This is a genomic window from Bythopirellula polymerisocia (genome assembly GCF_007860015.1).
In the GTDB taxonomy this organism is placed as follows: domain Bacteria; phylum Planctomycetota; class Planctomycetia; order Pirellulales; family Lacipirellulaceae; genus Bythopirellula; species Bythopirellula polymerisocia.
On sequence record NZ_SJPS01000007.1, the window covers coordinates 180,740 to 205,848 of the forward strand.

Genomic DNA, 25,109 nt, shown 5'->3' on the forward strand with positions numbered 1-25,109 from the left:
CGGCACCTATAGGAAAAATTGATGGAACGATCCAGATTTCTCAAGTCGCCGCGTTCTCCCAGCGGGACAATATTACTTCTTTCGGATTGACAATCTGAAGCCTTAGCATCAACCAAAACACTTGAAGAACCGTAAGAGATGAAACGCTTCAGAATAACATACAGGATTCTATTCTCTTCCCAATTTTGGGTAACTTTGCTCAGCTTGGTTGTTCAACAAAACTTCGGTCATGCAGCATCTCATCCCAACTTTGTGGTCTTCTTGGTCGATGATTTAGGCTGGAGTGATTTGGGCTGCTACGGTAGTTCCTTCTACGAAACTCACCATATTGATGCATTGGCCACAGAAGCGGTCAAATTTACGAATGGCTATGCAGCTTGTCCGGTCTGCTCTCCGACTAGAGCAAGTATCCAAACCGGCAGAAACCCGGCCCGCCTCCATACGACAGAGTGGTTTGGGGGACCGCAGCCCGAGCAGGCCCTGGGTAGTTCTTTATTGATCAAATTCAAGAATCGTCCCTTGTTGCCTGCGAGTTATTTGGAGTATTTGCCGCTTGAAGAACTGACTGTAGCCGAAGCGTTGAAACAGCAGGGATACTCAACTTTCTTTGCGGGCAAATGGCACTTGGGAGATGTTGGGTTTTACCCAGAGAATCAAGGTTACGATTTCAACTTAGGGGGGCATGAAAAGGGTTCTCCGCCGGGAGGATATTTTTCACCTTACAACAACCCTAAACTCACGGATGGGCCCAAGGGGGAACACTTGCCTGATCGTCTGGCTACCGAATCGGTGAGCTTTCTAGAGAATTGTGGAGACACTCCATTTCTCTTGATGTTGTCTTTTTACTCGGTGCACAATCCCCAACAAGGCCGGAAGGACCTTAAAGAAAAGTATCGAGCAAGAGCGGCGAAGCTTGACCTGGCCGACACAGAATTTTCGCCAGAGGGTGAGAATCAGAATCGCATTGTCCAGAATCAACCCGTCTACGCCGCTATGGTAGAGGGTATGGATCAAGCCGTGGGAAAGGTGCTGACCGCCCTCAACGATCTAGGCCTTGAAGATAACACGGTCGTACTTTTTACGTCCGACAACGGAGGCCTAAGTACCGCCGAGGGTTCGCCGACCAGCAATCGTCCCTTGCGCGCGGGAAAGGGTTGGCTTTATGAAGGAGGCATCCGTGTGCCATGGCTCGTAAAGTGGCCCGGGGTGACTGAACCGGGCACAGTGTGCGACATACCAATCCTAAGTGACGACTTGTTTCCCACATTCAGAGAAATCGCTGGAGTCGCTGGCGAAGAAAATCATCCACTGGACGGTATTAGCTTAGTCCCATTGCTAGAAGGAGATCGCTTTCAAGAGGATCGTGCTCTCTACTGGCATTATCCCCATTACAGCAATCAGGGGGGCAAACCTGGTGGGGCTATCCGTAAAGGCAAGTGGAAGCTGATCGAGTGGTATCAAAACCAACGCCTTGAGCTCTACGATCTTGATAGTGATATTGGTGAAAGACACAACCTGATAGGTAGCAAACCTGAAGTTGCGAAAGCACTCCATGCGGAACTCGTTCGCTGGCGAGAAACCGTTAAGGCAACCATGCCAGGAGACAATCCTCTTTACACTGCAAATAAAGAAGCTCCTGCAGAGGAATGATTCCCCCCAACTCTGGTCCAGAATTGTTTTAGTTGGGCGCAGGAGTCGTTGAGTGTACGGGTTGTGAGTGGCGAATTTCCGCCAGTGACTTTTGAAGTTCTTTGACTTTGGCAGGAAATTCGCTCGCTAGGTTTTTCGTTTCACCAGGATCCTCGTCGAGCTTGTAGAGTTGCGGCATTCGGCTGTTTCCCAGTTCTGTATTCGTTTTACGATTGAGAGCGGGGCCCTGGGATGGTTTGATATACTTCCAAGCTCCCTTTCGTAGGGAAAGTGAACCTGCGTGTTCAACCAGGGTTTCGCGACCGGTGGAAGATTTACCCAAGAGTGCCGCTGAAAGATCGAGGCTATCGGGGATTGAACCTTCTGGAAGGTCAATGGTCGCCCCTCCAACAGCAGCGAATGTGGCTGGGAAGTCAACCTGCGAGATTATTGCATCTGAAACCCCCGCATCTACTTTTTCAGGCCAATAGACAATAAGCGGAACACGGGTGCCACCTTCAAAGTTGCTATATTTTCCGCCACGGTATGGCCCGGCCGGTTTGTGCTCGCCTAGCTTCGTAACCGCATCGTCTTGATAGCCGTCGTCAAGTACTGGACCGTTGTCGCTGGTTATAATCACTAGCGTGTTTTCGGCTACTCCTGCGACTTGAAGGGCCTGCATGATCGCTCCTACACAAGCGTCGAATTCGACAACGGCATCTCCACGAGCGCCGTAAGGAGTCGAACCAACAAAACGTGCGTTGGGCGCTCGAGGGACGTGAATATCCTGGGAGGAGAAGAAGAGAAAAAATGGGTGATCGGAGTTGCGTTGTATGTATTCGGTAGCCTTAGTTGTGAATACATCGGCCATCTCTTCATCGATCCAGCGGGCATCATGTCCTCCAACCATGAACCCGATGCGGCTAATACCGTTGACGATTGAATTGTTGTGGTCGTGCGACCAATTCATCTTGAGCTTATCGCGATCCGTAATCCCCGTAGATTGGCCATCAGGGTTCTCGTCGAACACGTCCACAGGGTCGCCCGGGTCGAGGCCGACAATGTGGTGATCTTCCACGTAAACACATGGCACGCGGTCGTTAGTCGTGGGCATCAGGAAGCAGTAGTCAAAGCCGATTTCTAAGGGACCTGGTTTGATCGTCCCCGACCAGTTGGGCTTAGGTGGATTGCCAAGACCCAGATGCCATTTTCCGACGATGCCGGTCCTGTAGCCTGCCTGCTTCAAAAGAGAGGGGAGCGTGACTCTACCTGGCTCGATAAGGGCAGAGCCATTCGGGGGAGCGATTCCTGTTCCCGGTTTCCGCCATGCGTATTCACCCGTAAGGAGACTGTAGCGACTAGGAGTGCAAGTCGCCGAAGTGCAATACCCGGACGTGAAGCGAAGTCCCTCCTTTGCGAGTTGATCAATATTTGGTGTCGGAATGTTTTCCGCACCGTAGCATCCAAGGTCTCCGTATCCGATGTCATCCCCATAGATAAGGACAATATTGGGAGAAGAATTTGTCTCCGCAATTCCTTCTAAGGTCATAGAGGCTAAGTGCAGAACAAGCACCAATGGCAAATAGACGAATCGCATAGTCATTATAAAGCTCAAAAAAAGTTCGTATAAAACAACCAGACCACTTGTATGGGACACAGTATTATTTCATAAAATCATGGATAAGAAGCCCATTTCAAAAAAAACAAAACCACAGGCAATTCATCTTGGCTCTTCACGAGGCATCCAAGTGTCATAGATCTTGGCACTGTCTCCACACCAGCGAGGCGATGAATCCCAAATTGGAACGGTGGGTAGCATCGCCTCCCATTCGGCGAGCTCAGTAAAGAGGCCATTCAGGTCGTCTGAAGCGTCAGGCGCTAAATCATTTTGCTCCCCAATATCATCTGCCATCTGAAAAAGCTGTGCCGGTCGATGCGACAAGCGAATCAATTTCAGGTCGCCACTGCGGATGGCTGCCTGACCTTGTAAACGCCAGAATAGCTTGCGAGATTGAATTTCTTGCTGGCCACGTAGCATCGGCAGAAGATTGATACCATCATACTCTCCATATTTTTTGATCTCTCGAGCTTCATTATGTCTGTCGTGATAAGTAGGGGCGTCGGCAAGAGCAAGCGGGGCTCCCCCGGCAGCAGCCAAAAATGTAGGGAGCAGGTCCAAACTTGATACGACTTCTGCGCCGAGTTGTTTGGGAGCAAATTGCCCAGGCCAACTCAAAATCATGGGTACCCTTACTCCGCCTTCGCGGAGTGAACCTTTGGCACCCGAGAGTGGGCCGTTCCAGCTAGCGTTGTTGGTGGCCCCGCCATTATCGGAAAGGAAAACGATGAGAGTGTTTTCTCGCTGGCCGGTGTCCTGCAGAGATTGGATCACTCGTCCTATGCCGCGATCCAGAGCACGCATCATTGCCGCGTAAGTTCGACGTTCAGGATTCTTTACGTGCCTACAAGCTGCTAAATCTTCCTCAGTGGCTTGCATGGGGGTATGGGGCGCGTTGTATGAGAGATAGAGAAACCAAGCTTTGTCGGATGTTCTTTTCGTAGTTTCAGAAATCCAACGCACGGCTTCGTCAGTGAAAAAATCAGTGAGATAAGGACTGGAAAAGGAATGAATCGGCTGACCATTGCGCTCCAAATGGTTTTTATCAGCCTGAGGAAAATAGTCGTGCCCTCCATTCAGCATTCCGCAGAAGTAGTCGAATCCACGACGGTTGGGATGAAATCGCTCTCCGTCACCAAGATGCCATTTGCCCACAAGAGCGGTTGCGTAACCGAGCGGTTTCAGATGGTCAGCCAGAGTGTGCTCTTGGACAGGTAGTCCCAGGAGTTCTGGACGAGAGGCATAAGTTTCTGCCTCAGAGTTCAAGTTTCCTTCGTAGCCAAATCGTCGAGGATCACGGCCGGTTATTAGTCCTGCACGTGAAGGCGAGCAGACGGAGCTAGCAACGTAAGCCTGCGTGCATAAGACACCCTCCTCCACTAGTGCATCCAGATGGGGCGTACTGACCGTCTCGCTCCCCAAGCAACTCATGTCGCCGTAGCCCATGTCGTCTGCCAAAATCAGCAATGTGTTGGGTCGCTGGACTGCCGATGCTGAAATTACCCAAACGGCAGCATACGTCAGCACAAAGCAATGCAGTAGTCTTTGAGCTGATCTCATGCGTCTCGGTAACGTTTGCAGAAATGGCCCAAGAGGATCGCCATTGTTATCAATAGCGAAGTGGGCTCGGGTACAGTCGATGTAGCGCTAAGAAGCGTTCCAGGGCTGGTGCCATACTGAGCTTGCCAGATTTTCAGATCGTTTCCGTCGACGACGCCGTTTCCATCTGCATCGCCACTCGTATTGTCGAGTTGGCCGCTAAGTCCGAAGCCACGCTGCCAAACCAGAAAATCTCGGCCATCGACGGTTCCGCTGTCATCAAAGTCCGCGCCAAAGATAATGCTCAATTTCACCTCGGTCGCGGAGTAATCCACGCCCCATTGCAATCCGCTCAGCGAGGGGAGATTGACTGTGTCGAACTCGCCGTTAATCCCATTGTCCGCAGTGAGAATCGTAAATGTTTCCCCCGCCGAAGGAGCAAAACCAGCTATCTCGTTAACATTGAGGATGCCAGAGAGCGTCGCAGATCCAGTCAACGAAAGATAACTGTGCATAGATGTGCTGAGTAAATCAAGTTCGAGAGTGCCGTCTGATTCCTGCGTGAAATTGCCATCAATGTGCATGGTGGTCGGCAGTACAACCCCCGAACTCACAATTGCGTTATAATTCTGGGAGACATCATTCTCGTCAAACACTTTGTTCTGGTAGTAACGAACGATAGCCAGGTTATCGTGATAGGCGATAGGCGTTCCGCCGGCACCCAATGAACCTGCTACTGAGCCAATCCCGGAGATGTTGCCCCCTGACCAGTCGTCGATGGTAAGACCATTCATAGTGCCAGCGAACGCATTGTCCACATACAGAGTAATAGAGTCACTTGCGCTTTCTAGGTCGATAATGCCAACCGCCTGGTGCCAGCCTGTTCCCACATTTTTGCTCAAGGAGAAAGTCGTACTACCAGCCCCAACTCCATTGACATTGAAGCTGAGATCGGCGTTGTTCAGTTGGAATGAAACCCCGAGGTCAGTTCCACCTGCTTCGAACAATACCTGGTCACTTCCGCCGGCAATATTCTCGACATTGAACCAGACTTCAAAGGTGGCATCCTGGACGCTCCGAGGTCCATTATTCTCAAAATAGCCGCTATTGAGACCGAGTCCCGATGCCCCTCCGGTAGTGGGGATGTGATAGGCCGCCGTGATACCGGGGACCAGCGGATTGTTGACCGGTGTAGTGGAGGCATTGCCCCCCGCAAAGCTGAGGCTCTGAGCGTTCACCGAGTCGATCCACACTGCGTCCCCGGAGAGATCTTGAGCGGCTTCGAAGTTGAGATTCAGTCCCGTGGAAACAATCGATGGCAAAGACTCTATCTCGTTTAGGCTGTTCCCTCCGAGAATAACCAAGGATCCCGAGTTGGTAAAATTCCCCTGCAAGAGGAAAGTACCACCACTACCTATTTGTAGTGTGCCTTCTTGAATAACAGTGTCCCCCTGAAAGGTACTATTGTTTTGAAGAATTAGCGTGCCGCTACCACTTTTGATGAGGCCACCCCCTCCCCCTCCTCCAGGTGAAGTGATCGGGCCAGTGATATATAATGTGCCGTCACCAGTGAATGTCGTGGTATTTTCGAGAGTAGTGTTTCCAGTTATGAAATGCGCCCCGTCCGTGATCGTATTCACTTCAATCGTGCCACCCTGTAACTTGAGACTTTGATTGATGGAAACGCCGGAACGATCTGGAGTGGTCCCCATAGAGAGCTTTCCTCCCGCACTTAGTTGCAAATTGCCAGCTCCCGAGATGGCGGCTGCCTCGACTTGAAGGGTACCCTCAGTGACGTTGAATGTTCCTTCGTTGGTAACATTCGTGCCCGAGAAGTGAACGGTGTTATTTCCAATTTTTTGTAAACTTGCCCCAGCAGCCACGACGACACGTCCACCTTTTGCGCCCCAATCAGCGGAACCGCTCATCGTGCTGGTCCCCTGCAAGGCATTGATAGATCCCACGGCAGGACTAATGGCAGCGCCACTATTGGTAACGGTGCCACCCTTCAGATAGACCGTATCTTTTCCGTAGGCAATCCCGCCAATATCAAACGTTTCTCCGCTTGCATAGCTGGGAATGTACTGATCACCAATGACCGTTGGAGTCCAAACACCGCCGGTTTGATTAATCAGTTTTGTATCATCTTGCTCACCGTTATCTTGCTGACCGTATTGCCACCAGGAATAACGCTCGACGTAGCTGCGACTCTCGAGCGCAGGAACCACAATATCTAGGAATGCCGCATTAAAGTTGATCAATTCTTCGCTCGTGTAGGAATCGGTACCAAAGTCCATGCCAGCAAATTCGGTAATCCACACGGGTAGTCCATAAGTGTTGTGATAGGAATCGACTCGGTTGAGAAAGTTATTCGCCGACGCAGTGGGGTTGGCGATGTTTACAGTGCCATACCAGTGAAATGCCAAGGCATCAATCGTCAAGTTCATCGAAGCCGCTTGTGACATGAAATCGGCGAGCCACTCCCTACCTTCTAAATTGTCCGAGACCGCAGGACTCACGAGCTTGAGTCCTGCCCCCGCAAGTTGGTCATCCATGATATCCCAGACGTTGATAGCGTTGCTAACGGACATATTGGCTTGATCGGGGCGTTCTGGTTCGTTGAACCCCAGAACGTATTCGACATTGAGCGAATCCGCGTAGCTCAGGATATTGTTAACCCTGGACTGGATGTTAGTCGTGTTGGCACTCCAAATCATCGGGGTATATTGGCCGTTAAAGCTGCCGTTGGTCACTTCTGCGGGTGGGTTGTTGCTCCAATGGTAGTACCACCGAGAATTGAGCGCATTGGCATTGGCAATGGTTCCTCCTGCAATACCGCGCTTGGTGTCTTGGGAATGCACCAGCGAGGCAAACAAAAACCATGAAGCAGCCAATAGAAACGTACCGCGAAAAAGTCGGTGACTACAAATATAGGTTAGAGAATTGATCAACTGAACTTACCTCTCGTCTCTATTGAATACCAAGCAACTTTACGAATTTGTAAATACTTATAAACAGCTGCGGGCGCGCGAATCAGCACACCCACAGCCAATCTTCAAAGGCCTGTGACTGATCACTCAAGTTTTGCGACGACGTTGCGCGAGCCCCAAACCACTCACCAGCAACAACACCAACGAAGTGGGCTCAGGCACAGCGTTCGAAGCGGCCACTAGCGGTGTACCGTAGTTGGCCTGCCAGTCAGTCAGGTTGCCGATGCCAGGATTTCGCTGCCAGACCAAGAAGTCTCGCCCATCAACATCACCGTCGTTGTCGAAATCGCCAGGAAGGCCACCTGAGACAACACTCAGCATTCCCGTGGTCAATAAATCAGAAGTGTTCCAGGACAACCCGCCACCGAGGCTCGGGAGATTGATTGTGCTGAAGCTTCCGCTGGCAGAGGCGAAGTCGAGAATATCGAACGAGTCGCCCAGACCTACTGTACCAGCCAGACTGATATCGAGTGTGCCGGCAGCAGCCAGGCTGCCAGTGACTGACAGCAAATCGTTGCCGAAGGCTGCATCGAAAATGTCGAGCTCCAAAGTCGACGAACCGTCGAGCGTCAGATTGCCGTCCACAGTAAAGGTGTCGACACCAACAATCGGCACTCCCTGCAACGACAGGTAGTTGGTGTTGACATCGCTGGAGTCAAACGCCGCCTGATAATAGCGAGCGATGGCGATCTGGCCTTGGAAATCGATTGGACTTGAAAGGTTTTGATTCGTGCCATCGGTGGGGTCTTTCACTCCAGTACCAGCGCCACCGATCCCCCACTGGTTGCCCCCTGCGTAGTCGTCGATGGCAACCGTGCTGGAAGTGCCTACAACGGCGTTGTCGAGGTAGAAAGTAAACTCATCGTCGCTGCCTCCGTTTGGATCCGTATCGCCGACAACAACCACTGCGTGGTGCCAACCGGTCGAAAGCGGAGCGGTGGAGTACCCGATGGTAGTTGGCGACGCAGTGCCTTTAACTCCGGCGGAGAGAATGTTGCCGTTGAGCACCACCGAAAGACCTGTGGCTGCACCGATGTCCAACAAGACTTGCTCGTTTCCTGCCGAAGTGTTGGTTACATTGAACACCAACTCAAAGGTGCCATTGCTCTGACCACGAGTGTCGAAATAACCATTACTCGCCCCAGGAGACAAGGCGCCACCACTGGTGCTGATGTCGAAGGCGGCGGTCAAGGCCGTAAAGGTGGGGTCGCTAACGGCCACGGTAGCGTTATTACCAGTGGAGAAATTGAGGTCCACAGTCCCTGCGTTCGGCTCAATATCAGACCACGTGCGGTTTCTATCGATGTCTTGGGCCGCATCGTAATCGAGTTCAAGACCGGCGATGACATAGGGGGTCCCCACAGCAACACCACCCACACGAATTGTGGAATTACTGGCAGTGCTAACATTGCCAGACACAGTTCCCGCAGCGCTCAGAAATTGACCAGAGAGCCCCAGTGTACCGCTATTCGTGCCAGTCACATCAAGTGTTGAGTACTGCGTCAGATCGATCACTGGTGAGCTAATCGAAGTGCTGGACTGCAGAGCCACCTTCCCGCCACCGGCGATTGCGGTGTTGCCAGAGTGCGAGATGGGACTATTCACCACCAGCAACCGGCTGGATTCAGCACTTAGAGTGAGATCACCCGTACCGCTGATGCCACCGAGTACTGTCATACCAGGAACAATTCCGTCGCCTGCGTTGGTGTCCACCCTTCCACCGGTGCCACCCAACGTGATCGGACTCATCCAGTCTAACTGGCCGCTGTTCGCTGCCGATACATTGCTGTCGGTGGGATTTGTCACACTTAGAACCGAACCGTCATTAAGCGTCACCAACTTGCTGAATTGCTGTTTGTTGAAGTACCCCGTCTCTACCGCGGCACCATTGTTAACAGTAATATTCCCAGTGCCTGCGGCCGAGGGATTCCGCAGCCGCATAGTGCCGCCATTAATGGTCGATCCGCCGCTGTAGCTGTTAGTAGCTGAAAAATCAATGTAGCCGCTGTCGACCCTCACCATACCCGACCCAGAAACTGCTTGAGTAACAAATGCATATCCAGTGCGGTTAAACGCCAGTGTACCTTCATTCGCAACACTAGAGCCTCCGGGAAGACTACCACTGTTGGTCGCCCCATCCCCTAGGGTGAGTGTGGCACCCGCGGCAATGTTTGTTCCGCCGGTGTAGGTAAATGTATTCGTGGCATTGGTCAGCACAACATTGGCCCCGGATGCAAGATTCATCGCCCCGCTTCCTGAGATGCCACTGCCGGTCAAAGTGTAAGTGTTGCTCGTATTGGTGAATGTCATCGAAGCAGGGTAAACTGTGCTCGTAACGTCAACCGTATAGTTCGTGGCTGTATTTGGGAAAGTGACATGGTCGAGGTTAAAGAAAAGATTCCCCGTACCCGACCAGTTCGGACTGCTATTCAAATTCCAAGCAGAGCTGGTGGACCCGGTCCAAGTTTGGTTGGCAGCCGAACCGTTTACGACTAACTGTAACTCATCAGCAACTTGGTCGACATCTGCATCAAGACTTGTAAATCGAGTGTTAGTGATGGGATTTCCCAGGGAGTCGACAAGATTAACAACAAAGTCGGATCCTGTCGCAGCTCCAGAAAGAGTCGTCGCATCGATCAGAGTGTAAGTACCTGTAGCCAAGCCACCCACGGGTATAATGTTTAAGCCAAACTTATTACTCGCGGTGATTTTATCAATAGTTACGCTCCCGTTGACCACAATGAGGTCGTTGATGGAGCCGCCAGGAGTGAGCGAGTTGCTAAGTTCAAACTCAAGAGCGCCAGTAGAGGCGTCATTAAATGTGTCCATGTCAAGCGTGCCATTAATGGTCATCGTGCCCACGCTGTCTCCTGGTCTCAAAAACGAGTCGTCGAAGTAGCTAATTGTACTGCCATTGATCGTGCCTGCACCACCAATAGTCTGGCCGACTTGGAGACTGTAATCACCGAAATTAGTGACATCAAAAGTGGAACCGCTTCTTACACTGATGACCGGGCTTTGAAGTTCACCCGTATTGCCAGGTCCAGCTTCGACTCTCAAAGTGCCTGATTGAACCGTCGTCGTGCCGCCCCAATAACTTCCGGTAATTGAAATGTCACTCGAGTTCGCAGCAGTTGCAATGGTTACCGTGTCCGTCGGGTCGGTCAGATTGACCACCACATTGACGTTGTCACCTGTGATCTTGCCGCTTCCTGGTGTGGCCGCGTTGCCAATTTTGAAGTTGCCTGTCCCTTGAAAGACATACGTGCCAGTTTCGTTGCCGTTGTCCGTTAGAACGGCAGGAGTGCCAGCCGTATTGTTGATGTTCAGGGTCGTTCCGTTGGCAGTATTCTCAAGCGTGCCGTTGCCGTTGCCATTCAAGTCCAACAGACCAGTGAGGGTATTACTACCAGCAATGCTGCGAATATGGGCTGTACTTCCGGTGCGCGTATTGAGGCCGTCATCAAAGTTCTCTGCGATGGTCAGATTGCCGCCCGAACCATCCAGTACGATGGTTCCTCCGGCCGTGCCAAGCTGAGTGCTGCCAGTAGTCGTGCCAAGTCCACTATTGCTCTTGACCACAAGCGTACCGTCATTGACTGTGATGCCACCGTCAAAGCTAGCTGCGTTGGAAAGCTGTGCACTACCCTCACCAGCTTTGACGAGGTTGCCGGTGCCCGTGACTGCACCGGTCACATTCACTAAATTTGCGGCATTATCCACATTGAGTGTGCCGCTTCCCGTCATGGTAACGGAACGCGAAAGCGTGTTGAATGTTGTCCCATCCACTTGCATAGTACCGCCATTGAACTCAAGACCATTGGCCGCGTTGCCCAGATTAGCGTTGGCATTGACTACAGTCGTCCCCGCCGTGAGGCTGGTGGTACCCGTATAGGTGTTCGTCCCCGATAGAGTCAAAATACCGTTACCGGTCCTATTAAGACCTGCGGAGCCCGCAATCGTGGCAGAGATTTCGTGTGACCCACTCGAGGCGATAACATTCGCCGCGCCTGACAGGGTAAGTGTGCCCGCACCAGCGGCCACGGTGTAGGAGTTTGCATTGTTAAAAGTTAGCGAACCGACATCTGCGTTCACATTGAGTGTGATCGTTCTTGGAGCGGTAATCGAACTGCCCAAGACGGCGCTACCGCCGACCAAGCCCGCCACACCTGGTACCTCCGGATTGCTGGTCCAGTTGGTTCCCAGATTCCAGTTGCCAGAAGCGTCGATGGCCCACTCCGCAGGAATTGGCCCCGAAGGAACGAACGAGCCCGAGACGCTCAACTTCGGTCCATTAAAGGTCTCGAATTGCAGAGCTGCTGACTTAAAAAGAATATTTCCCAAGGAGTCGTTGACGCTGACGATCACATTAAACGTTTGCCCCAGCCCGTCGATCATAGACGAAATCGGGGTATCGAAATTCACAAAATACTGGCCGGCACCAGAGTAGGTGTATCCGACAGTGCGAGTGCCTAGTGTCACATCGTCGAAGCCGACGACCTGGTCCTGGCCGAGGTACACAAACTCCAAATCAATTGAGGTTGCAGTGTTATTGGCTGCCGACGCGTTACTCGCGAAGCCAAATCCATTGATCGTGAGCATTCCAGCGGTACCGACATCATCGATTACGCCGTTGCTATTCAGATCCCAAAACCGAGGTCCAATCGTACGCGAATTCGGATTAGTGGTAGTTACGTCTGTACCGCCAGTTGCCGCATCATCGACAAAGAAACTGCCCAGCAAACTCGTTGTGACATCGCCAGTCACAATGGTCTCCGCCTGTGCGGGAGAAACGGAGTGAAGCAATGCACCCGCGCCAAAAATAACAAGTGCGCTGAAAACTCTAAAGCGTGTTAACATAATTGTTCCCCTCATGAAAAGTAAAGTAAACCTTGTTCTAGAAGCCATTCCATAAAAACGTATTCAAATTCCTATCGTGTCGAACTCGCCCCGCGGGCCTGGAACCAAGTCATCAAGAGGCTGCCCCAAATTGCAGCAAACCCCGATGAAGGTTCAGGTACCGATGAAAGCGAGCTTGTAAGTATCCCTGGGCTCGTTCCATACTGAGCTTGCCAGATCTTGAGATCGTTGCCATCTACAACGCCGTTTCCGTCGGCATCGCCATTAGAATTGTCAGATTGACCATTGAGCCCAAAACCACGCTGCCACCGAAGAAAGTCCTGGCCATCTACAACTCCACTGCCGTCAAAGTCGGCACCTAAGATGATGCTTAGCGTCACTTCGTTCGCCAGGTAATCGACAAACCACTGCATGCCGCTCAATGCTGGCAGATTGATCGTGTCAAACTGGCCACTGACGCCGTTGGTCGCCGAGAGTATCGTAAACGAATCACCCGCCGCAGGAGCGAAGCCGCTGATCTCGCCAACATTCAAGATGCCGTCGATCGTGGCCGACCCCGTCACGCTGACCGCATCGTGCATCGAAGTGGCGAGCAATTCGAGGTCGAGGCTTGCGCCATCGTGTTGCGTATAGTCGCCGTCGATGGCCAACAAGGTCGGCCCAGTCGTGCCCATACCGGGATCAAACTTGGCCCACTGATAATTTTGATTGACTTCATTGGCTCCAAAAGTGACATTCTCGTAGTAGCGGACCACGGCGATCTTGTCGTGATAGGGGATGGGAGTTCCGCCGGCACCCAACGAACTTGCTGCTGCGCCAATCCCAGTGTTGTTGCCGCCAGCCCAGTCGTCGATAGAGAGACCATTCAACGACCCTACTAAAGAGTTGTCTACATAGAGAGTAATAGAATCAACCGCGCCTTTGAGGTCGATAACGCCAACCGCTTGGTGCCAGCCAGTTCCGACCGATTGATTGAGCGAAAAGGTCGTACTGCCAGTCCCGACACCGTTGACATTGAAGCTGAGATCGTTGTCGTCGAGCAAGAATGAGACACCCAGGTCAGAACCACCTGCTTCAAACAACACTTGGTCACCACCCCCCGAAGGCGTCGTTACATTGAACCACACTTCGAAGGTGGCGTCCTTCCGACTGAGAGGACTGCTACCCTCAAAATAGTTATTGAGTCCACCAGCCCCACCGGTGGCTGGGATGTGGTAGGCCGCCGTAATCCCAGGGAAATTCACATCGCTGACAGGCGAGGTCGAGGCCGTGCCGCCGAAGCTGAGTGATTGTCCACTCTCGGCGTCTACCCAAGTCGAGGTCCCCGAAATACTTTGCATAGCATCGAAGTTCAAGTTCAATCCGGTCGTGACGATTGGCGCACTCGATGGCGGACCAGTACTGATTTCATTGAACCCGACGCCGCCAATAATCAACGACGAACCGGGCTGCGACATGAGATTTCCGCGAAACTGACCGTTGGTGAAGGCGACTTTTCCGCCTTGCACGTCGAGACTCCCCGAAATATCAACGCCTCCCCCCAAAGTGAGATCACTTGTGCCGATTTTTGATACGTTGCGACCAGGGCGAAACTCACGAATCTTGCCGTTGATGGCGAAGTTTTGATTGCCATCTCCTTGGAGTTTCAGGTCGTCGTAAATTTCAACATCGTGGTCGATGTTGAATGTAAATGTCTTGGCCTGCGCGTCGGTGGCATCCAGATTGATTTCAGGCCCAGCGCCGTTGAGATTGTTCGTGAGCATCAACGGTTGGCCGTTGATCGTGGCCGTGCGATTCGTGGTCAGCGCGGCCGACCCGGTGGTCAGGTTGATCTTGTTGGCCATGTAACCCAGGCCACCCACCGAGTTGAGATCATTCGTCACACTGTAGTCGCCTGTTGCCTTCGTGCGGAAAGTTAACTCATTGTTGGCATAGCCATCCCGCCAACTGGCGGTAAAAGTTCCGGAGCCGGTATCGCCGTTGGTCCAAGCGTTGGCAGTTGAAAACGTCGCTGTGGCAAAATTGCCTTCCCGGAAGCGAAAATGGTCGAATTGATTTGTCTCGTCAGCCTGGTTGTCGTGACGAGGCTTGTCCATCTGAACATGGTAACTGGCCAGCAACTGGTGCATCTCGTCGACCACGGCTGCATTTGCAGGTGAGTTGACTACGTTATTCGATTCCTTGATATCCGTCGCCAAGTTGTACAACTGATAACCGGTACCGTTCTGGTACATATACTTCCACTGGCCCATACGAACGGCCGACTGCTGATTGTTGAAGCGTGGGATAAACAGATTCTCATGCGCCAGACCGCTCTCAGTGCCGTTGATGTAAGGGAGCAGATTCTTTCCATCGATAATCTCTCCAGGGGAAAAACTGCCACCACCCGCACCCACCAGTGCTGTAGGCACTATATCGATCGAGTGAACTAAATTGGTAGAAACAGTGCCATGCTGGGCAAGATTAACCCCCGCACCGGCAATGATCATCGGCACACGCATGCCCCCCTCAAATTGGCTCCCTTTTCCATTGCGTAAGTCGCCGTTGTCGCTCGAGTTGGGGCCCACGTCACAGCAGTCGCCGCCGTTGTCGTTGATGAAAATGATGAGCGTGTCGTCGAGGATACTGTCACTATCGTTGCCGGGACCCGTTCCGTCGCCAGCGGGGTCTTTCAGAGCGTCGAGAATCTTGCCCACATTGCGATCCATGGCATATTGCATGGCAGCGAAAGTACGACGATTACCCGTGAAGCCTGGTTCGCCCAGTGAATCGATATATGCCAGGTCCGAGGCGGTCGCCTGCATAGGCGTATGTGGTGCGGTGAACGAAGAGTACAGGAAGAACGGAGCAGCCCCCCCCGCTTTGTTCTTGATATAGTCTGCCGACTGGTCGCCAAAAACGTCAGTCACGTACTGCCCAGAATAATTCCCCTCGATTACGGTGTTGGAACTTACGCCGCCAACTCCGTCGGAGATCGTCTCTCGCAGTTGCCCATTACCGGTTTGACTTCCTAGGAAGTAATCGCGTGAACCACCCCACAGTCCCTGGAAAAATTCGACCCCCTGGTCCTCGGGTCGATTGCCCAGAGATCCTCCGCCGCTGCTGTGCGCTCCGATATGCCACTTGCCCACAGCAGCGGTTTCATAGCCGACGCCTTGCATTCGTTCCCAGATGGTAACCGCTTCGGTCGGCAAGCCTTGAGGAGTATTTGTAGTATTTATCGCGCCATTGCCGTCGAGAATGTTCGAGCCGTAGCCAAACCGCATTCCGTACTGTCCCGTCGTGATCATCGCCCGAGAGGGGCTACATACCGAACCCGTATAGGCATTGGTAAAAGCGACACCCATGGTGGCCAAAATATCCAGGTTGGGCGTGGGCACTGCGCCCCGATTGCCTGGATCGGCCGCAGGATCCGCATTGCGCATGAACCCATAATCTGCCCAGCCATCGTCATCAGAGATAATCACGACCACATTCGACTGCGCCACGACAGGTTGTACCGCTACAGCTACATAGGCAGCAGCAGCTAGGCTCATCGAAAGTGATTTACTTAAAAGGTTCACGTTTTCTCTAGTTGCCTTTTTACTCGAAGTTGAATCGCACACTCTGAGCGTTTTTTTTGTTGGCAAGCGTTCCGTATTTACCTGCCCAGGTTGCATCGCCTCCGACCGACCAGCCAAGCTGCCCATCAGCTGGATCGGTCGTTGGACGATACTCTTAGGAATAAGTTGGAAATTAGGAATCTGTTAGCGTCGTCTGCCTGCTGCCATGCCTAACAGGCAACATAGTGCCAAAGCCATTGAAGCTGGCTCGGGAACGACTGATCCAGCAACGGAGACACTCACTGTGTCGTCGCCACCGACAAAATTGCCGTTCGCATAATTTACCTGAGGAAGGGCCCCGCCCGTCGGTTCGGTTCGCTTCTTGAAGCGCATCGTTGCAGTCGATGTCCAATTGATGACGATGCTCGTCGAGTTACTGTCAGCCACAAAGGTGACCGGGGTATCGAAGTTCACATAGTACGCGGAAGTGCCACCACCCGACGTATATGTCGCCTCTGCGGTTCCCAGCGAAGCCAGTCCAGCCGTGCCAGAGGCGCCACTCCCACCAGCGCCCTGGCGGATATCGAAGGTGAAGGTTCCGTCGTCGGTGGCGGCGTCAACCAGAGGCAGGGCGAAACCGGTGATGCTTACCGCCTCGCCGACATTCCAGAATGAACTTCCGTCCAGCAGAACGGAGAAAAATGAGGCTCCCGTGCCGTTAACGTCGGAGCCGCCCAAAGTGGCAGCATCGGCAAAGAGGGTGGTTCCGGAGCCTCCATTGGCGGTCAGCAACTGGCTGCCGGAGCCCATGACATAGCCGGCCGAGAGCGTGGCGCCCTTCGCCGGGGCCGCAACCACCGTGGCCACGGCTAGACACGCAACCGAATAAAACAATTGTGATTTCATTAGATGTTTCTCCTTCAAAGTGGATGGAAAAGATTGTGGAGATTCCTTCCAAAGTAATTAGTGCCGACTTTCTTAGTCGACGAATTAAGTCACGCTACTTTTTTGGACAGACTTTACTTTCGTCGTCTTCCCAAACGATTGTTCAACTGAGGTGCTTCGCCAGTCAGCTCAAAGTTTGCCCCTTCCGTGCCTTCAGTGGGTACTTCGAAGGTGAGCTGTGTGTTTAAGTTGTATTGCCAGGGGACGCGTTCTTTGGAAACTATTTCGAGGTCATCGGAGTTTTTGAAATCCTTAAACTCTGATTTAAAAGTGGAAATTCTGACCGTGTGGAATCCCACGACTGCTCCCGATTCGTTTTTATAGGTCTCAAGTTCGTAAGCTCCCTGCTCATCCGTAGTCCCCATCGAACCAGGACCGACCAGCTCTTTGCCTGCCCCATTAGGCTCGAAGCTAACCGTCGCGTCGCTTAGCGGCTCGCCGTTGAGTGTGACCACGCCCGACACCGATACCAACTCATAGGGCGTATTGCTACAACCCAGCTGAACACCTAGTGCCAGGAGGGTGAGTAATCTGGTGATTGGTCTTAGATTTTCAAACATATTATTTGGCCACCTAAATCGTGCCGCTCTTTAAAGGGTTTACCGTGGTGGGGCAGGGGCGGTCGAGGGTCCATTGTCTAATCCACCACCGATAGTTCCGTAGGCGAGATAAACTTCATCATCTACGTCTTCGCTGATTGTCGTAACTGACCCATCGCAAAGTGCAAAATTCATCACTCCCCCCGAGTGCATGCTGGCGAAGGTCCGGAAACAAAAGAACTGACCCTCCGAACCATAAACCTGTGAAGCCAAACTTATGCACTGTTCTAAGTCGGGAATGCGGAACAAGGAGCCCCGGATGAAATGGCCTTTGCTGAAATAGCGCCATCCTGATCCCCAAACACTCTTGCGGGCATCTGCCAGGGTGGTTGTGTGGTATTCCCCCGCGAGCGCTGTCTGGGACGTGCCGTCAGTGATTTGCTTTAGTTTCGTAGGCTGCAAAATATAATTGGGGCCCGTAGCTGTGAGAGGACCACGAAGCAAAGAATGATCATTGAGAGCCGCAGGACTATCCTGAGCATACCGGCGATCCCAGTAGGCCGGTGTTCCTGAAGAGCGAGTCAGGTCGATAACTCCTGACACCGCCTTGTATGAGCTGGGGGCAAAACGATCTGCTTCACCTTGGGGTTCAATCAGTTCGTCGGTAAAGGTGTCCGTCGGACAGAGATAAGAACTTACGAAGGTATCCGCGGCTCGAGTGTTAACAGCAGCTTTGTAGCTTTTGGTCCAATCAAATTGATCGGCGAGCGTCTGTAACTCCATGTAGGGAAGGATCACTGCCCCCCAGCCTTCCCTGACGTTCCAACGGTTTTCATCGTCAGCAACTGCTCGGCAGCCCGGAGGCAATTCGCCGTTGGTGTTCTCGTAGTTCAGCATCGCCAAACCGATTTGCTTGAGGTTGTTTTGACACTGCATCCTGCGTGCCGCTTCCCGTGCCGCCTGCACAGCCGGCAGAAGCAATGCCACAAGAACGCCAATAATGGCAATCACCACAAGCAACTCGACCAAGGTGAAACCTCGAGAAGTGCATCGGCTCCGGTTGTTTGGAAAAGACATAACGAGAATTCCTTTTTTCAGAAGAGAAATGCGATAAGTCAATCGCGTAACGGATTAAAGTGTGACCCCTTCAATTTCACGAACGATGGCAAAGTCCCATTCAAAACGGTCGTTATAAGAGACTGATTGTGGGCCGACCGCAACGTAAATCCAGTCCCCCTCCAGAAGCTCACCTAAGTCGCCTTGAAATCTCAACAAACCTTTGTTACTACAAGTTTCTTCAACAACACTGGGGTTCTTATTCACCCAAACACGCAAATCGACGGATTGATTAACCAAGTCTTCACGCGATTCGGCACGCAGCAGCCACCCAGACTTGATAAGATAGCGACCAGCCTTGGGAACTTGATAAGCGGCAATAACGTAGTGATCAAAGTCTGCGTCCGTTTGTTGAATCCCTTGCCCGGGATGCCCCCCGCGGTAAGAGAAATTGGAAGCCCTGAGATGGGGGCCTGCCTCCCAACCTCGGTCGCCGTTCGGATCGTACACGGTGCGGCGGGAATCCCAAAGCAGTTCCTTGTAGTCGTCTACCTCTTTGACAGGCGACCACAAATTAGCAAAGTATCGCCAATTGCCATCACTCCGAGGTTCATTCGCTATTCCAGGCTTAAAGTCTCTTCGGTATTTGGCGATGACTTCGACTTCCGTGTGATCGGGGCGATAGGGGAGTTGTTGAGAAAGTGAATTCCATTGTTCATTAAAGAGGGTGTCCTCGATCTTGCTACCCAACGACTGAATGGAGCTGCCAGCCAAAATGCGATGCATTGCTTTTTCCGCAGTCGTCTCGCGAGAGCTGCCTTGCTGCCGGACCTCCACTTCTCCCTTAGTGACACCGACGCTCACTTTCTGATCGCGCGTGACCTCAAGCACAAATTGAGTTCCTCGATCAACCACCTCCACCGAAGAGGTATCAATGCGAAATCCATCTGCCCAGGGAGGAACCACAGAAGCTAGTTTCCCGTAGTCGAGAAAACCAACGGAGGTGGATTTCGCGACAAAACGGGCAGGTCCTTCCAGTATGACGACCGCCCCTTGGCCAAATTCAATCTCAGCAACCCCCGATTCGATCTCAATCCAATTGCTACTTTTTAATAAATCACCTACGGCATACTTTTTTACCTTCTCAGCCCAGGATACGTTCTCAATTCGATTGACGATTGCCATGCCGTCGAGTTCCAGTTCAGAGCTGGATTCGCTTTCGGCTAGCGGGGGAGTGGCTTCATTGCGATACCAGTTGATCGAGAGCAGGGCAATCGCAAAAACTGCCGCTAAAGCCCCGAACCATTTTGAACTGAGAATGGAACGTACCGTGTGAGAACTACGATTCATTTCCTCTTCCAGAACTACACGAGAACTTTGAGCGCCAACCAAGTTTTGCAAGTCGACATGCAAAGCCGACCAATCAAGGAACACTTGCCTGGCAGATTCGTCCTCGAGCATCCAGGCTTCCAGATCGGCGACCTGTGCTTCGTCCGCTTGTCCCGAAGAAACAAGATCGCACAATTTCAGTAGTGTTTCTCTTTCGCTGCTCACCCTGGTTGCTCCTCGCGCGCCAAAGTGGCTTCGATGCATTGATAAAGGGCCCGACGTATACGACTTAAAGAGTTATAGATTCCGGCAACGGGCCGCTTGATTTGTTCAGCTATCGACTTAATCGAAGTGTTGCTCCCGTAACACTGGGAAACCAATTCCCTGTCCTTAGCCCCCAGTTTGTCAAGGCAATGACGCAGCGCTTGTCGACGAGCAAGCCGCATCTCGACGTCCGTCGTGCTTTCGGTTTCGGCTAACAGTTCAATCATGGTGGTGCTAAACATTTTCCTGCGTTTACGCGATTGAAAGTAATTCAACGCGCAGTTTTTCGAGATTTCACAACCCCAGGCCGAAAAATTGGTGCCTGCCTTAAACTGATCGAAATTGCGCCACATGGTCACGGTGGCTTCCTGCATCAGATCCTGGGCATCGTCTCGATGACAGACTAGCGCATAGAGGAAGCTGAAAATCTGCGATTCATGCTGAGCCAGCAACGCCACGAACTCATCTGTTCTGGATTTATCTTCCATAGCAAATTCAAGCCAACACTTTCATGCCCACCTAGGCTGAACTCAACGCCTGCGAACTGCGAAGAATCACTTGTCTGCATGCGTCTGGTAATTTAGTTGCTGGAAGTCGGAAACCTAACGGTAAAAAGATTTGAAAACCGCTGAAATGCAATTTTCTCAAGAAATCATCGACAAACTTGCCCATTCGTGAGCCAACCGAGTCGCATCTAGAGCAGTTGTTTTGCAAGGCCTGCATTAAACCGTGAAAACCCTAGACTCCATAAGTTGAATTAGAACAACAGTTTACGCAAATCCGCTGGTTTTTTCAAAAGTTTTAGCGTTAGGATTTCGCGGTTTGACAACTTTATGGGTAAGCGGACCATACCGGAGGTGGCTTTGCCCGACGGTCGTGAAAGCTGATGGCTTCAGGGTCCGCTGCTCGTCAGTCTTGAGATTCTTGTGAGGGAGTAAGTGATGGTTGGTAAAGGGTTCTTTTTTTTAGCGACGATGGTGGCGGTGACGATCAGTGATACTTCTGCTTCGGCTGATTTAGTTGCAAACTACTCCATTGGGAGTGGATTGCTATCGCCAAATGGAGAAACCCTTTTTGTGGACAATGCCGCCTTAGGCGGAGGCGACTTTACGCCTGGGAGCGGCTTCGTTAACTGGGTTGCAGAAGTTGATAATATTTGGAGCTTGGGTGATTCAGTTCAATTGACTGGCATCGCGATTCCTATCCAATCGTCCGGCACTGGCAACCAAACGACTCAAAACGGAACGTTCACGTTTTCGTTCTACGACATCGGTCCCGATAACGCCTTCGGTCTGGCCGATACGCTTGTCGGTACGCGAACTGCCGATTTCAAGGGGAATGGAACAACGAACACCGACGAATACTACGCAATTTTTGACACTCCACTGTCTTTTACGGCCGCAGGTAATGGAGTCGCGGTTGGTTTTGGCAACTCTGCACCGATTCGCCTGAAGATTAACAATACGGGCTCTTCAGCAGGTGTGGTTCGCAAGCTACTTTCCAACGGATCAGTCGTCTCTGATATTACGAATCCTGGTTTTCGCATGAGTCTTGCCGGGACAGCGGTTGCCGTCCCCGAGCCCACAAGTTTCGCTTTCTTGGCAATCATCAGTACTTGTGTTGGAGTCGAATTATTGCGAAGGCGACTTCTCAGCCAAGGCTGAGACATTCGCCCAGCTGCGTATTCTCTCTTATGGTGCTAAATTCGGACAACAGCTTTAGAAGTCAAGCAATTAGTAGCATGCCTGCCGAATCTAAAAGTTCACCTCTGCACATGGAACAGGGCATTTAAGCTGAGACCTCGAAAAGGAATGCAGCCCTACTATCAGCTCAACAATTTCCATGAATTGGGGACTAAGGTATTCGGTTGCCTCCAATTCCAGCCCTGATTAAGAAGCGATCAATTTCAGTTTGTGCATGACTAGCCAATTCATAGGATCATTCTTTCGCTGTGGCTTTAATCAACTCAATTTGTCTGTACATACTGACCACTGCCTCAGGAATAAATTCATGTTCTCTACTGTTCGCCTACTGTTAGCATTGTGTAGCCTTCATTTCGGATTGGCGACTTCCCCTGGGGAGGCGAAAGACACCACTGCGCAACCGAGCGCGAAGAGAGGGTTTTGTACCGTCGTGCGGAAAGATGGCGAGGGGGCAGAGAGGATCGAAGCACTCAACGCAAAATGGTTTTACACCTGGGGTGCCAAAAAACCAGCCGTTATGCCGCAGAATGCCGAATTCGTCCCCATGATCTGGGGACGCTTCAATCCGGAGAGGCATTCACATCTTGAGCAATTGACGCTCGCCGCTCAGCAAGGCGAGTTTAAGTATCTTATGGGATTCAATGAACCGGATCAGCCTAAACAAAGCGATATCACGGTTTCTGAAGCAATCCAGTTGTGGCCCGTATTGGAAGCCATAGGACTTCCATTATGCAGCCCAGGCTGTGTGCATCCTGACAAAGAATGGATGCAGCAGTTTATGAAAGAAGTCGATGAACTTGGGCTACGCGTTGACTATGTCTCTGTACACTCTTACGGAGGACCAAGTGCAAAAGCGCTGGTTGAGCGGCTAAAGAAAATTCATGCGATGTACAATCGTCCGATCTGGATTACAGAGTTCGCCGTCGGCGATTGGAATGCCCAGTCGGTTGCCGAAAATAAGCATTCCCCTGAGAAGATAAAGCAATTCATGCTTGAGGTTCTACCGATGCTCGAAGAACTTGACTTCGTGCATCGCTATGCCTGGTTTTCCGCATCGCCAGATAGCGCTCCACTCGGCACTTCCGCACTTTTCAACGAAGATGGCTCGCTAACCGAATTGGGCGAGATTTATAGTTCCTTCTAACTGGACGTTGATCGATAGCTGATTATGAAGTCGCTTACTATTGTCGTTGCACTGATGCCATCGATCCTTGCCCCGGATATTGCTTGGGCATATGAGACACTCTTCATCGAGGCAGAGTCATTTGACGACACTGGCGGCTGGGTCGTCGATCAACAGTTCATGGATCAGATGGGTTCTCCGTATGTGTTGGCCCATGGACTGGGGGTTCCCGTCAAAGACTCCTCAACCGGAGTGACAATACCGGAGAAGGGCGAGTATCGCGTCTGGGTTCGAACGCGTGATTGGGTGGCTCCTTGGCAAGCTCCTGGCGCACCGGGGAGATTCCAGGTAATGATTGACGGGAATCCACTCAAAACAACTTTTGGAACTGAAGGTGCCGAGTGGCATTGGCAAGACGGCGGACTGGTTGCCTTAGGTGGAGAGATTGAGGTGGCCCTTCATGATCTCACCGGCTTTGAGGGGCGCTGCGACGCGATTATTTTCACCTCGGACAAAGAATTCATACCACCGGATAGTGGACCCGCGCTAGTCAAACTGCGAAGCAAATATCTTGGCTGGCATACATCGCCCCAAGACGGAGGTCATTACGACCTGGTTGTGGTCGGCGGCGGCATCGCCGGCACGAGCGCTGCCGTTACAGCCGCGCGACTCGGCCTGCAGGTGGTGCTCATCCAGGATCGACTAGTTCTCGGGGGTAATGGTAGCAGTGAAGTTCGCGTCTGGCCCGAGGGTCATACCAATCAAGAGCCCTATCCTCGCATCGGTGACGTGGTCTCGGAACTCGTGCGTGAAAAAGGACCTGGAGACGGCAACGCGAAGGGAGATCAAATCTATGAAGACGCGCGTAAGCTGAAGCTGGCTCGTGCTGAACCTAATCTGACCATGCTTCTGGAACACCGAGTCAACAATGCTTCTGTCTCGAATGATTTGATTGGTTCGGTCGTTGCACAACATACCCAGACCGGCAAACGCACAAGAGTAAGAGGTAAGTGGTTTCTTGATTCAACCGGCGACGGCGTGCTCGGTGCGCTGGTGGGCGCTGATTTCGAAATCACCGAAGAGGGCCACATGGGGATGAGCAATTTATGGAATCTCGGAGAAACCGAGCAAAACGAATTCCAATTAAAGTGTGAATGCGATGATGAAGACGCCCTTTCCTCGTTTTTTTCGGCGGCCACCACACCACAGCCTTTTCCTCGCTGCCCCTGGGCAATCGATCTGAGTGATAAAGCATTCCCTGGCCGCAAGAACCACTTAGGCCACTGGGGTGGCAAGAATCCGCTGGAGAATCTGGGGGGCTGGTTCTGGGAGGCTGGGTATGACAAACATCCGATCGATGACGCTGAGTGGACACGGGATCTCAATCTGCGCGCCATGTATGGGGCGTGGGACACGCTTAAAAACGTGGACGGCATGTATCCCAATCATAGATTGAAATGGGCCGCATTTATCGCTGGGAAGCGCGAATCTCGTCGACTGTTGGGTGACATTATCTTAACAGCCAACGACTTTCGGCAGGGTACCAAGTTTGAGGACGCTGCGTTCCCCTGCACTTGGGGTATCGACCTGCATCTTCCCGACCCCAGTTTCTTTGAGAGAGAAGATGCCAATGCATTCATCTCTCGTGCGACAGAAGGGACTCAGTATAAATATGAAGGACCCTATTGGGCACCCTATAGGTGTCTCTACAGTCGCAATATCTCGAACCTTTTCATGGCAGGTCGAGACATAAGTGTCTCCCATGATGGACTTGGCCCCGTGCGCGTCATGCGAACCTGCGGCATGATGGGGGAGATTGTTGGTATGGCGGCATCAATCTGTGAGGAACATAACTGCCAACCGAGAGACGTTTATACTCATTACTTACATGAGCTAAAAGAACTCATGTCACAGGGTGCAGGCAAGAATAATATTTCTGCAGACCTTCACAGCACTCTTAAGTAAATGCATT

The 25,109-nt window shown here is 52.0% G+C and carries 14 protein-coding genes; 4 read left to right on the forward strand and 10 right to left on the reverse strand.

Annotation, left to right across the window (positions count from 1 at the left end):
- The first annotated feature begins 138 nt into the window (after positions 1 to 138).
- Entirely contained in the window at positions 139 to 1,650 is a 1,512-nt protein-coding gene (locus Pla144_RS19865) for a sulfatase (RefSeq protein WP_146452457.1), read from the forward strand.
- Between the two features lie 28 nt (positions 1,651 to 1,678).
- Here Pla144_RS19865 and Pla144_RS19870 read toward each other — a convergent pair whose 3' ends face one another.
- From Pla144_RS19870 to Pla144_RS19915, 10 genes are all read right to left on the reverse strand, one after another.
- Positions 1,679 to 3,232, reverse strand: a complete 1,554-nt coding sequence (locus tag Pla144_RS19870) for a sulfatase family protein (protein ID WP_146452458.1) — start codon at positions 3,230 to 3,232, stop codon at positions 1,679 to 1,681.
- Positions 3,233 to 3,349: 117 nt separating this feature from the next.
- Positions 3,350 to 4,807, reverse strand: coding sequence for a sulfatase-like hydrolase/transferase (locus Pla144_RS19875; RefSeq protein ID WP_146452459.1), 1,458 nt, complete (start codon positions 4,805 to 4,807; stop codon positions 3,350 to 3,352).
- The gene (locus Pla144_RS19880) at positions 4,804 to 7,737 is read right to left on the reverse strand and encodes a glycosyl hydrolase (RefSeq protein ID WP_146452460.1); all 2,934 of its coding nucleotides are present in this window, start codon (positions 7,735 to 7,737) and stop codon (positions 4,804 to 4,806) included. Before Pla144_RS19880 ends, Pla144_RS19875 begins: the two co-directional genes overlap by 4 nt.
- A gap of 126 nt (positions 7,738 to 7,863) precedes the next feature.
- Positions 7,864 to 12,636 (reverse strand): beta strand repeat-containing protein, encoded by a 4,773-nt coding sequence (locus tag Pla144_RS19885; protein WP_197530844.1) that lies wholly within the window; start codon positions 12,634 to 12,636, stop codon positions 7,864 to 7,866.
- A 71-nt stretch (positions 12,637 to 12,707) separates the two neighbouring features.
- On the reverse strand, positions 12,708 to 16,199 hold the full coding sequence (locus Pla144_RS19890; RefSeq protein ID WP_197530845.1) for a sulfatase-like hydrolase/transferase: 3,492 nt from the start codon (positions 16,197 to 16,199) through the stop codon (positions 12,708 to 12,710).
- A 183-nt stretch (positions 16,200 to 16,382) separates the two neighbouring features.
- Complete coding sequence (locus tag Pla144_RS19895) at positions 16,383 to 17,084, reverse strand: hypothetical protein (RefSeq protein WP_146452463.1); 702 nt, start codon at positions 17,082 to 17,084, stop codon at positions 16,383 to 16,385.
- Positions 17,085 to 17,197: 113 nt separating this feature from the next.
- Positions 17,198 to 17,683, reverse strand: a complete 486-nt coding sequence (locus Pla144_RS19900) for a DUF4198 domain-containing protein (protein WP_146452464.1) — start codon at positions 17,681 to 17,683, stop codon at positions 17,198 to 17,200.
- 39 nt (positions 17,684 to 17,722) lie between these two features.
- Positions 17,723 to 18,739 carry a DUF1559 domain-containing protein gene (locus Pla144_RS19905; protein ID WP_146452465.1) on the reverse strand — a complete coding sequence of 339 codons (1,017 nt, stop codon included), beginning with the start codon at positions 18,737 to 18,739 and terminating at the stop codon, positions 17,723 to 17,725.
- Between the two features lie 54 nt (positions 18,740 to 18,793).
- Positions 18,794 to 20,272 carry a FecR domain-containing protein gene (locus Pla144_RS19910; protein ID WP_197530846.1) on the reverse strand — a complete coding sequence of 493 codons (1,479 nt, stop codon included), beginning with the start codon at positions 20,270 to 20,272 and terminating at the stop codon, positions 18,794 to 18,796.
- Positions 20,269 to 20,799 carry a sigma-70 family RNA polymerase sigma factor gene (locus Pla144_RS19915; protein WP_146452467.1) on the reverse strand — a complete coding sequence of 177 codons (531 nt, stop codon included), beginning with the start codon at positions 20,797 to 20,799 and terminating at the stop codon, positions 20,269 to 20,271. The genes Pla144_RS19910 and Pla144_RS19915 overlap by 4 nt, the downstream gene beginning before the upstream one ends.
- A gap of 453 nt (positions 20,800 to 21,252) precedes the next feature.
- On the opposite strand from Pla144_RS19915, the gene Pla144_RS19920 reads away from it, so the two are divergent.
- The 3 genes from Pla144_RS19920 (at position 21,253) to Pla144_RS19930 (ending at position 25,102) form a co-directional block, all read left to right on the forward strand.
- Positions 21,253 to 21,975 (forward strand): hypothetical protein, encoded by a 723-nt coding sequence (locus Pla144_RS19920; RefSeq protein WP_146452468.1) that lies wholly within the window; start codon positions 21,253 to 21,255, stop codon positions 21,973 to 21,975.
- A gap of 346 nt (positions 21,976 to 22,321) precedes the next feature.
- Positions 22,322 to 23,158 (forward strand): glycoside hydrolase family protein, encoded by an 837-nt coding sequence (locus Pla144_RS19925; protein ID WP_197530847.1) that lies wholly within the window; start codon positions 22,322 to 22,324, stop codon positions 23,156 to 23,158.
- A 24-nt stretch (positions 23,159 to 23,182) separates the two neighbouring features.
- Positions 23,183 to 25,102 (forward strand): FAD-dependent oxidoreductase, encoded by a 1,920-nt coding sequence (locus Pla144_RS19930; RefSeq protein WP_146452470.1) that lies wholly within the window; start codon positions 23,183 to 23,185, stop codon positions 25,100 to 25,102.
- The last annotated feature ends 7 nt before the right edge of the window (positions 25,103 to 25,109 follow it).